The sequence below is a fragment of the Mesorhizobium sp. LNHC252B00 genome, assembly GCF_000502955.1.
Taxonomy (GTDB): domain Bacteria; phylum Pseudomonadota; class Alphaproteobacteria; order Rhizobiales; family Rhizobiaceae; genus Mesorhizobium.
In genome coordinates this window covers 1-11,190 of the sequence record NZ_AYWO01000059.1, presented here as the reverse complement: position 1 = coordinate 11,190, position 11,190 = coordinate 1, and the positions used below count along the sequence as shown (strand labels likewise).

The window sequence follows — 11,190 nt, the reverse complement described above, 5'->3', positions numbered from 1 at the left end:
ATCGAGATCGTCATCGACCCGACCTCGCCGATCGGCAAGGCCGATTTCGCCGGATATCTCCGACGTGCGTCTGGAGTTGGCGATCAGCACGATCATGGACTGCGAGGATTCGTTTCCGGGCAAGGGCTTCAGCGGCTTCTTTGAGGCGATAGCTGCGCCCATCGAACTCAAGCAGATGGCAATGATGCATCAGCGGCGATCTGGGCAATACGCACCGGCGTACTTGTTGACGGTCGCATATTGCTCGGCCGCTAAGGTCAATTGGGACGCCTCGTTGTCCTCGACGATCCACTCAAGCTCAGGCTTCAGCCCCAAGGAGCGCGACATGGACGCGGTGTTTGCGATCGAAGAAGAGCGTCCGCGAGCGCCCTTCTGGGGCCATTTCAACATCCGCGAGTTTCTGCTGCCTATATTTCAGTAGCCAGCCTATTTTGGCGCAAGCTTTGCTTCCTCAGGTGCTAACGATTGCAAACCATCTAATACTTAACAGCGGCTTACAGAAAGCAGAGGCCCCACATGTCCAGAAATCCCATTTCCCGAGTGCGCGCCAAGGGGGACGCATTCTCCATCGGTTTCGCCCTCGGGCAGGCCAGCGCTTCCGGCTTCCGCGAGCGCGTCCTGGTCACCGAGCGATATCGGGCTCTAGATGCCCGCTGGCGTGGCTCGGATTATCTGAAGACTTTGGAACTGGCCGCACGCGCGGCTTATCCCCGCTTCGTGCGCGAGATGGAGGGGATGGCCGAGGGCGCCGGGCAGGATTTCGAAGCGATCTTCTTGTGGAACTGCCGGGCCGACCTGCAGCTTCCCGATGACGTCTCCTCGGCGACGAAAGCCGTCGCCGCCCTGGGCTGCACATCGATCTTGATTCCAGCGGAAGGGGACGGCCCAGCGATAATCGCCCATAACGAAGATCATCCGGTGGGGTTCCTCGGCGCCTGCCTCTGGGTCGATGTAGAGCCCGACGAGGGCCCGGCGTGGAGCGGCTGCATGACTGCCGGCACGCTGGCGTTGGACACATTCGGCCTGAACGAGGCCGGGCTCGTCCAGACTGGCAACGACATCACAGCCCACGATCTTCAGCCTGGCGTGCCGCGGCCGATTATTACCCGTGCGATCCTTAGCGCGAGAGGACTGGACGAAGCCATCGAAATCCTGAAGCGCAAGGACCGCGCCAGCGGCTGCCACCACAATCTCGGTGAGGCGAAGACCCGCCGGCTCGTCTCTGTGGAGGCGCCAGCCTCAGGTTGTGCCGTTCGGGAGGCCGCCTCGCCCCGAGCCCACGCCAACCACATGGTCTTCAGGGAATTCGAGGGGCTGGAGCAGACGATCAGTCCCGATTCCTGCATCCGGCAGGAGACGGCCGACCGAATGATCGCAGAAGGCGCGCTCGCGGGCGGGCCGGAGGCGGTGCTATTCGATGAGACCGCCCCAATTTATAAGTACGGCTCGGACTACTCCGAGACCCTCGCCACGAGCGTCTTCGCGCTCTTCCCTGACTGCGTCGAATGGCGCGTGCACGTGTCGCCGGACGAGCGCGACACACTAAGCGGAACGATGCGAGTCGTCTAGTGCGCCGCCGCGATCGTCGAGCGGGTCAGCGCCTTCATCGTGCCGGGACTGCCGGAGGCCCCGGCGCCGTTCATTCGGACGCGCGGAGGGCCCTTCGAACGTCGAGAGCGAGCCGGGCTACGTCGAAGGCGCCCTCTCGCGCCTGGAGGGAATCGATTCGACCGGCTCAAAGCCGAAGCGCTAGGGGATAAGCGTTGGGCGTTGTGGCCCAGTACAGCCTGGTCCGCGCCAAGCCTGCCGTAGCCGCTTCGTGGACGTCCCCATGCTAACAAGCCCTCGAGCCGCCGTGCCGCAATTCCGGACACGATGGAAGCGACACGCCGCTACGAACAAAAAGGAGTCCTTGCTGGAGCACGTCTGGATTTAGACGGACTTGCTCCAGTCTTCCGGGGACTGCGCATGGTTGACCCGCCGTGTGTCCTGCTCGATGATCGGACTCTCGTCGAGACCAGCAGCAGTCACATAATGTTACCAAATTAACGCTGGGTTTGAGGATCGGCGCCCCTGAAGGAAGGCGGAACGAGTGGCTGTTCATGACCCTGCCGACATTTTTTGCGATCTGATCCGACAACACAGGCAGAACAACCAACTCCACTCCTATTTTTGACTACCGCATTACCGTAGCCGCCGAGAAAGGTCTACCCCCAACGGCCAATGCGTGTGCGAGGGTAATGCGCTGCCGCGTGCGCCCGCTTAGACTGATACGTTTCAACCTAAGGCCACTTTTGAGGCTTGCATTTCAGAATTCCAGGCATTTTGGCTCATTCTTTACTCTCTAGGGGTTTACGTTGTTAAGAATGGCCTCTGCGTCAAAGTGCTTCGTCGGAAACTGAGTAGCGAACATCTCACACGTGGCGTCGACAGAACTAAATAGATGCAGGGTCAAACGCGGGCTCGCTCAAAAAGGGGAACGAAACGTGAGCACCTTGCAACGCGACCTGAATGGTCAGAAGGATTGAGCGCAATGGCTGGCTACATCCTGCGCAGGATGGTCTCGACCGTTGCCGTCATGGCGATGGTCGGGATCTTCGTTTTCCTGCTTCTCAGGCTGGCGCCCGGCGACCCGGCGGCCATCATCGCCGGCGACGCGGCCACACCGGAGATGATCGCCGGCATCCGCGAACGGCTGGGCCTCAATGACCCGCTGCCAGTTCAGTTCGTGCATTGGGCTTTCAGCATCCTCGGCGGCGACTTCGGGATCTCGATTTTCACGGGACTACCCGTTCTCCAGCTGATCTCGCAACGGCTGGAGCCAACCCTTTCCTTGTCTTTCCTGACGATGATCGTCTCGGTGGCGGTGGGAGTCTCCTTCGGCATCCTTGCCGCGTGGCGAGCTGGAGGTGTTATTGATCGCACCCTGACAGCATTCGCGACACTTGGTTTTTCTGTCCCGGTGTTTGTCATCGGCTTCTTTCTAATATACCTGTTCGGTCTCAGCGCACATTGGCTGCCTGTTCAAGGTTATCGGCCGATTGACGGTGGCTTTGGGCCATGGCTTGTGCATTTGATACTGCCAACCGTGACTTTGAGCGTTCCCTACACTGCTTTCATCGCCCGGGTCGCGCGTGCGAGCATGCTGGAGGTTCTGTCGGAAGACTATATGCGAACAGCCGCCGCCAAGGGCGCGTCGTCGTATGCCATGCTTTTCCATCATGCTTTGAAGAATGCGGGTGTCCCGATCCTCACCGTGATCGGCTTAAGTTTCGCAGGTCTGATTGGTGGTGTCGTCATCACTGAAACGGTGTTCAACATACCTGGTGTTGGTCGTTTGGTGGTCGATGCGATCAACAACCGCGACTATCCCATCATCCAAGGTGTGCTCATCTTGGTTTCGGGTCTGTATGTCCTTATCAATCTCGCCGTCGATCTTTCCTACACCCTAGTCGACCCCCGCATCCGGTACTGACTATGACGCTCCTCTCCACACCAGTTGAATACGTCCCGACGGGCCGCATGGGAATATCTGACCTTCCCCGTCTGGCAAGGCGGCATCCGCTCGTCCTTGCAGGCGGAGGCCTTTTGGCAGTGTTGGCTATGTTAGCGCTCGTCGCGCCACTCTATGCCGGCGATCCGGTGAACATGGATCCCTTCAAACGCCTTCAGCCGCCCTCGGCCGAGATGTGGTTCGGAAGCGATAATCTGGGCCGTGACGTCTTTGCACGAACGGTATTCGGCGCCCGGATCTCACTCATGGTCGGATTGACATCGGCGGCGGTCGCGGCTCTGGGCGGCCTTCTTGTCGGAGTTCTTGCCGGCTACAACCGCGGCTTCGACAATATCATTATGCGGGTCATGGACGGCCTGATGTCGATCCCGACGTTTCTATTGGCCATCGCCCTTATTTCTTTGACAGGACCCGGATTTGGTATCCTCATCGTCGCCATTACGATCCCCCAGTTGCCAAGCGTCACGCGGCTGGTTCGTTCGGTCGTTCTGAGTGTTCGGGAGCGTCCCTATGTGGAGGCCGCGCTCTGCGGTGGTGCACGCCTGCCGAAGGTTCTATGGCGGCATATCCTGCCGAGCACCATTCCGGCGCTTATGGTGCAGAGCGCCATTGTCTGTGCAGAGGCGATTCTGACAGAGGCGGGGCTGAGCTTCCTTGGCGTGGGCGTTCCGCCTGAAATTCCGAGTTGGGGCAATATGATTTCGAGCTCTCGATTATATCTCGCTATCGCCCCAATGACGATCTTCGCCCCCGGTATCTGCCTTGCCGTCACAGTCCTTGCCGTCAACCTGCTCGGGGACGGTCTGCGGGACCTGTTCGATCCCCGCTCGAAGCGGAGGCGCTGACATGCTGATGCGAGAATCCACAGGGGATGACGTGCTTCTCGACGTTCGAGACCTTGAGACGCACTTTTATGGCGAAGAAAGCGTCACCTGCGCCCTGGGCGGCGTCAGTTTTCAGGTAAAGAGAGGCGAAACGCTCGGCGTCGTCGGTGAATCCGGATGCGGGAAGAGCGTCACCGCTCTTTCCATTCTTCGCCTGCTGCCGAAGCTGACCGCCAGGACAGTCGGTGGTGAGGTGCGCTTTTACGGACGCGACCTGCTTAAGCTGTCCGATCGGCAGATGCGGCAGGTCCGCGGGGACAAGATCGCCATGATCTTCCAGGATCCGATGACAAGCCTGAACCCGGTCTACACGGTCGGCCGGCAAATCGCCGAGGCGGTGCAGATTCACACAAAAGCGTCCCGCTCGGTGGCCATGGCAAAGGCCGAAGAGATGCTCCGTCTCGTCCGCATCGCGGATCCCGAGCTTCGCGTCAACAACTATCCTCACGAAATGTCCGGCGGGATGCGCCAGCGTGCCATGATCGCCATGGCCCTTGCCTGCTCGCCGGAACTGTTGATTGCCGACGAGCCGACGACCGCGCTCGACGTCACCATCCAGGCGCAGATCCTGCGTCTGATCGTCGATCTGAAGGAGCGCACGGGAACGGCCGTGATGTTCATCACGCATGACCTGGGCGTTGTAGCTGAGACATGCCAGCGCGTGATCGTGATGTATGCCGGGCGGATCGTGGAACAGGCCAACGTCATCGATCTGTTTGCGCGACCGGCGCATCCCTACACTCAGGGCCTCATGCGATCGGTGCCTGACCGGCGGCGTGGCCGACAGCGCCGCCTCCCGGAGATTCCCGGCATTGTGCCCAGCCTGCGCGAGCCTATCGTCGGCTGCAGCTTTGCGCCTCGCTGCCCGTTCGCGATCGATATTTGCCGCGACAAGAAGCCCATCCTGCGGGATGTCGGGTCGAGCCACGCCGCAGCTTGCTGGCGAGCCGAAGAGGTGATGGGCGCATGAACGGTCCTTTGCTGAAAGTCGAGAATCTGACCAAGCATTATCCGCTTGGCTCGGGACTCTTCAAGAAAACCATTCCGATGATCCGGGCGGTGCAGGATGTATCCTTCACCGTCGAGGCGGGGGAGACGCTCTGCATCGTCGGCGAATCCGGCTGCGGCAAGTCCACCGTGGCGCGGCTCTTGATGCGGCTCGTCGAGCCCACGGGCGGGCGCGTGCTGATCGAGGGAACGGACATTGCTGGCCTCACAAAGGACGCGCTTCGCGCCTGGCGCCGTCGGATGCAGATGGTCTTTCAGGATCCTTACTCGTCGCTGAACCCGCGCCTCACCGCCGGACAGATCATCACCGAACCGGTCGAGAATTTCGAGCGCCTCAGTCGGAAGCAGCGTCAGGCGCTTGCCGCCGACCTTCTCCGAAAAGTCGGAATGTCGCCCGAAATGATGCACAGGCTCCCGTCCGAATTGTCGGGCGGTCAGCGCCAGCGGCTCGGCATTGCCCGCGCCCTGTCGCTCAAGCCCTCTCTCATCATAGCCGACGAAGCGGTGTCAGCCCTTGACGTGTCAGTGCAGGCGCAGATCTTGAATCTGCTTCTGGATCTCCAGCAGCAGATGGGCATCGCCTTCGTCTTCATCTCGCATGACCTCGGGATCGTGGAGCATATCGCCCATCGCGTGGCGGTCATGTATCTGGGGCGGATCGTGGAGCTGGCGCCCTGCGAGGCGCTCTTCGCCAAGCCGGTCCACCCCTACACAGAGGCGCTGATTGCGGCAGCGCCGGTGCCTGATCCGACGCGAGTTCGGCTGGAGGCGCCGGTCGAGGGCGAGGTGCCTAGTCCGATCAATCCGCCGAGCGGATGCGCGTTCCACCCGCGCTGCCCGCTGGCGGTCGAGCGGTGCCGCATCGAAGTGCCGCCTCTGGTGCCGATGGCGGACGGGCGCGTCGTCGCCTGTCATGTGCGCGCTCCGGCTACGGACATCCCGTTCCGGCCGGCTGCGGCGGCCGATCATTCGCCTGCTCATGCCGCTCGGCCGCATGATCCGATCCTGACGCATTGGAAAGCGGAAGTAAAATGACGGTCGAACGCACACTTGTGGAAAGTAGGACATTACATGGAGAAAGATTTGCACGAGAACAGCCGCCACCCAATCCACCACGATGGTGGCTTTGATACAGTCGGTTCAATTGCCACAAACGTTGAAGACGGCTTCACAATGGCGGCAGTTGGCGACCTTCTCTTGGCGCGGCCCGTAACGAAAGGCTATCATCCCGGTTTGGCCGATGTCCTCATGATCTTTGAGAAGGCCGACGTCACTTTCGGCAATTTGGAAACAAACATCTTGGCGGTTCGGTCTAAAGGGTGTCCACAGGCCGAGTACGGCGGTGCATATTGCGTCAGCGTCCCGGAATTGGGACCTGACTTGAAGGCGATGGGCTTCAATATGCTCAGTCGCGCGAACAACCATACGCTCGACTGGGGCCTTGAAGGCATGCAGGAGACGAGCCGCGCGCTCGATGAGAATGGAATCACTCATGCAGGCGCAGGCGAAAACCTCGCACAAGCCGGCGCCGCTCGCTTCCTGGAAACCTCGCGCGGCCGTGTGGCGTTAGTGTCATTTGCTACCACGTTCGAGCCTATGGCTCGTGCGTGCGACCCCGCCGGTGAGGCGCCAGGCAGACCAGGCCTCAACGCTCTTCGCCTGATCAAAAGCATCGTGGTCCCGCGGGAAATGCTCGAAAGCTTGAGGCGGATACGCGAAGTGTTACCGGGCTACAATCCGGCCGGACAGGAGCCCAACCGAGTCGTACTTGAGGGGGTGATATACAAAGCGGGCGACAAGGCCGATTACAGCTTCGAAGCTGACCCGCGCGACGTCGCTGACATTCTGCGAAACGTTCGTCGGGGCAAGCAGTTCTCCGACTTCTGCATTGTCACGAACCACGGGCACGAGCCCGGGGAATGGAGCCAGGAACCGCCTGATTACGAACAATCGTTTGCCCGCAGACTCATTGATGCCGGAGCAGACGCATACATCGTCCACGGACCGCATCTGTTGCGAGGCATTGAGGTCTATAAAGGTCGGCCTATCTTTTACAGCTTGGGGAATTTCTTCTGTCAGGATCTCCGCACCCCGGTGGGCGCTGACATGTTTGAGGTATATGGCAAGGACCCACGGGTCGATACAGACGCCGAAGTGACCGTCGACGAGGTGGCAAAAGGATACCCGACAGCAGAAGGATTAGTGGGCTCTCAATCCGACGCGGTTTATTATGAGAGCGTTGTTGCGATGAGCCGCTTTGAGCACAACCAGCTTGCTGAATTGAAGCTCTATCCAATCGAGCTAGGTCGCTCGAAGAGATTTGCCAACCGGGGAGTGCCGCGGCTCGCTCCCGCTCCGCAAGCAAGAGCCATTCTGGAGCGACTACAGAAGCTCTCGGAGCCATTTGGCACCCATATCGAGATCGAAACCGGCGTTGGATTCATCCGAATGCGGCCCAGCTCGTCGTAATGACGCCGCTCAGGGTGAATGCTCGATGCGAAGTGCCTCCGCTGCGTGTCGCAAACTGCCGTGATGGGCAGCAGCCGTCGCGTAGCGCCGTCGTCGAAAGACGTGATGTCAGGGGTCGTCATCCACCGTGCCATCATGAAGTCGGCCTAACGCGGCTATACCAACACATCGATCCCTCGGAGCCTCATCAGCCTCGGCGGATTCCAGGAGGCGAACCAAGATTCCAGCTGGCTTGGAATGCCGTGTCAAAGATGGGTTCTCGCCTTGTGGGCTTCTTGCCGCCATAAGCAGGATGCTGGTCCGGCCGTCCTAGCGGCGACCGTACGTGGGTTTGACCAGGTTCGAATAGCCTAGCCCTCTCACGCAATCGGACCAGCTCTGATTCCGCAGCCAGTCACCGACTCGAGTTGAGGAAATCTGATCGAGGCACGCTGCTTGGTGGCAGTGTCGCCAGGGCTTGCCCTAGCATGTTGCCGTCCACACTACCGCAAGCAAAATGTTGCAACAAATTCTTCAAATAACTTTGCAGAACCTTTGCGAGCGCAGATCGCTGACCATGGTACCTTCATCACAAAGGCTGAGGTCAGGGACGAATAAAAGCGGATAGCTGTTTACACTCAGCTTGCCGCACAGCACGCAACGGAGGTCGACGCCAATGGCAAGAAGAGCGCTCATCCTGGTTGAAGGCCACAGGAGTATTGGTCTGCAATACGTCCAAGCGGCCCAGCGACTTGGCCTTACACCAGTTACCCTGTCGGCTGATCCAGCTCAGTACGACTATCTTNTCCCTACACGACGCTCTTCCGATCTCTGCAATACGTCCAAGCGGCCCAGCGACTTGGCCTTACACCAGTTACCCTGTCGGCTGATCCAGCTCAGTACGACTATCTTGCGGCGGAAAGGCTTGAGGCAATCCGTGTCGATACGAACGATCTCGATGCCCTGATCCGCGAATGTTCCCAGCTGCAGGCGACCTATGACATCGTTGGCATTACAGGCTTTTCGGACTTCGACGAGTTCGTCTATGCGAGAGTTGTTAAACTCTGCCGCCATTTCGATCTGCCGGGACCGAACCCCGCATCGATTGAACGATGCTGCGACAAATTCCTTCAACNCTCTGCCGCCATTTCGATCTGCCGGGACCGAACCCCGCATCGATTGAACGATGCTGCGACAAATTCCTTCAACGTCAGCTCCTCGCCGAGGCCGACGTTCCAGTACCTGCTTATCGCTTGGCAGCGAATGCGACAGATGTAGAAAGCTCCGCCACGGAGATCGGCCTGCCGGTGGTTCTTAAGCCAGTCACAGGCAGCGGCAGCAGTGGTGTCCGATTGTGCCGCCACATCGATGAGTTAACCGAACATACGACCTATCTGTTGGGCGGGAGGCACATATGGCGGTCTTCGCCGAGGATATTGGTCGAAGAATTCGCACAAGGCCCTTTTTATAGCGTCGAGATTATGGGAAATGAGGTTATTGGGGTTGTCGCCGCTGAGTTCGGCTCCCCACCGCATTTCGTCTTCCGTGAGACGACCTCTCCGGCCCCGCTGACTGATGACGAGCATGAACGTATCGTTGATGTTTCGCTGAGCTGTTTGCGAGCTCTCGGCCTCGCCTGGGGGCCAACGAACATCGAACTCCGATGGACGAAGCGTGGCCCAGTCGTCGTCGAAGTCAATCCGCGTCTTGCTGGCGCGCTCGAGCCTCAACTGGTCCAGCTGGCTTACGGTATCGATCTCGTCACCGAGCACATCAAGCTTGTCATCGGCGAGGAATGGGATTTGCGCAGAAGGCATTCGCAGACTGCGGCGGCGCGGTTCCTAATTCCTGATCGCGATGGCATCCTCGATTGGATCGATGGCGACAGTCGAGCGGCCGCTGTACCAGGTGTCGCCGGGGCCAAATTGTATGTTGAACCCAAGACACCGATCGTCAGGAAAGGTGATTACCGAGACACGATCGGACATGTCATCGCCGCTTCAGCCAGTCCAGCTCAGACCAAGGCGATACTTCAGCATGCCGTCGATTTAATTAGTTGGTCGATCACACCACTTCCGGCCCTTGACGAACAGGAGCGACCCCCAACCTCCGCACCACCATAGGTGGCGCCAGGTAACGGGTGATCGTCGCCCAACATTGGAGCAATCAGAGCACGAAAGAGACGTTACCGGTGTTACGAGGCCACCTTTGGCGAGACCGTCAGCCTAAAGGTCGGCGACATCGACAGCGGACGCGGCGTCATTCGGATCGAGCACGGCAAAGGGCGGCAAGGACCGCACCGTGATGCTGTCGGCGCAGCTTCTGCGCATCCTGCGGGTCTACTGGCGGCTGGCGAAGCCGCAGGACTGGCTGTTTCCCGGGCGCGGCGCCGATCGCCCTATCGATGTGAAGGTGCTGTATTCGGCCTGTCGCTCGGCGCGCGCGGCCGCCGGCATCGACAAGCGGGTGACGGTCCACACGCTCAGGCACAGCTTCGCCACGCATCTTCTGGAGAACGGCACCGACATCCGCATCATCCAGCCCGCCAACAGCCTGAAGAAGGGCGGATTTACTATCCATTTCATCCGCGCTGCGGTGAGACGGCGCTCATTCTGAGGCGCTATGCCTACCGTGGAACCGAGTTTGTGGTCATTCCGCAGCCTGACGGCTCCCTTGCCTGCATACCGGCGTGGGATGCGCGAGGCGGCGACACACTTCAAGGCATCGGCTGAGCCGCGGTTTTCCCTTGGGGCCTTGCAATCTCTGCGCGCCGAGATCGATGCGCTTTTAGGATTTCTCCAGTCCGACGAAAGTCCAACCAAGCCTGTTCGAAGTGGGCGAGCCAAGCGTTGTGCTGACACCCGCCCAGGAGACCGAGTTGGCGCTGCTGGTGGAGACTCTGCTGCGCCAGATCGCGATGGCACTAGCAAACGGGGAGATCGCAAATGTCGAAGATCACGGCTGATCATCTTGCGCGCAGCGCCTTCGCCTATATCCGTCAGTCGACGGCCGGTCAGCTTATGCACAATCAGGAGAGCCGGCGCCGGCAATACGGGCTCGCCGATCGCGCTCGGCAGTTCGGCTGGGCCACGATCGAAGTCATCGACGATGATCTCGGCCGCTCGGGCGGCGGCATCAATCGACCAGGTTTCGAGCGGCTCCTGGGGGCGATCTGCGAAGGGCAGCGGGAGCCGTGTTCGCGATCGAGACCTCTCGGTTGGCGCGCAACGGTGTCAATGACCACGGAATCGGGACCCTGGTTTTTCGCGCAAAAGGGGGTCTGACGCACTCTCGATGAAGTTCGGGATCATATGGCACCGATCAGCCTGGCTTGCA

General features: G+C 59.9%; 8 protein-coding genes and 2 pseudogenes. All 10 read left to right on the top strand.

What is annotated here, in order from left to right:
- Positions 1–76: 76 nt before the first annotated feature.
- The 10 genes and pseudogenes from X744_RS1000000176160 (at position 77) to X744_RS140230 (ending at position 11,138) form a co-directional block, all read left to right on the top strand.
- On the top strand, positions 77–421 hold the full coding sequence (locus tag X744_RS1000000176160; RefSeq protein WP_156938657.1) for a hypothetical protein: 345 nt from the start codon (positions 77–79) through the stop codon (positions 419–421).
- A 95-nt stretch (positions 422–516) separates the two neighbouring features.
- Entirely contained in the window at positions 517–1,569 is a 1,053-nt protein-coding gene (locus X744_RS140190) for a C45 family peptidase (RefSeq protein ID WP_031261465.1), read from the top strand.
- Positions 1,570–2,533: 964 nt separating this feature from the next.
- On the top strand, positions 2,534–3,475 hold the full coding sequence (locus X744_RS140195; RefSeq protein ID WP_023763113.1) for an ABC transporter permease: 942 nt from the start codon (positions 2,534–2,536) through the stop codon (positions 3,473–3,475).
- Between the two features lie 2 nt (positions 3,476–3,477).
- The gene (locus tag X744_RS140200; protein WP_031261464.1) at positions 3,478–4,359 is read left to right on the top strand and encodes an ABC transporter permease; all 882 of its coding nucleotides are present in this window, start codon (positions 3,478–3,480) and stop codon (positions 4,357–4,359) included.
- Between the two features lies 1 nt (position 4,360).
- Complete coding sequence (locus X744_RS140205; RefSeq protein WP_023763111.1) at positions 4,361–5,368, top strand: ABC transporter ATP-binding protein; 1,008 nt, start codon at positions 4,361–4,363, stop codon at positions 5,366–5,368.
- The gene (locus X744_RS140210; protein ID WP_023763110.1) at positions 5,365–6,441 is read left to right on the top strand and encodes a dipeptide ABC transporter ATP-binding protein; all 1,077 of its coding nucleotides are present in this window, start codon (positions 5,365–5,367) and stop codon (positions 6,439–6,441) included. The genes X744_RS140205 and X744_RS140210 overlap by 4 nt, the downstream gene beginning before the upstream one ends.
- Before the next feature lie 36 nt (positions 6,442–6,477).
- Complete coding sequence (locus X744_RS140215; RefSeq protein ID WP_023763109.1) at positions 6,478–7,875, top strand: CapA family protein; 1,398 nt, start codon at positions 6,478–6,480, stop codon at positions 7,873–7,875.
- Between the two features lie 810 nt (positions 7,876–8,685).
- Positions 8,686–9,977: pseudogene (locus tag X744_RS1000000173175) on the top strand (acetyl-CoA carboxylase biotin carboxylase subunit family protein).
- A gap of 90 nt (positions 9,978–10,067) precedes the next feature.
- Positions 10,068–10,395 (top strand): annotated as a pseudogene (locus tag X744_RS1000000175765) (tyrosine-type recombinase/integrase); the annotation flags it as partial.
- Between the two features lie 404 nt (positions 10,396–10,799).
- On the top strand, positions 10,800–11,138 hold the full coding sequence (locus X744_RS140230) for a recombinase family protein (RefSeq protein WP_023763102.1): 339 nt from the start codon (positions 10,800–10,802) through the stop codon (positions 11,136–11,138).
- The last annotated feature ends 52 nt before the right edge of the window (positions 11,139–11,190 follow it).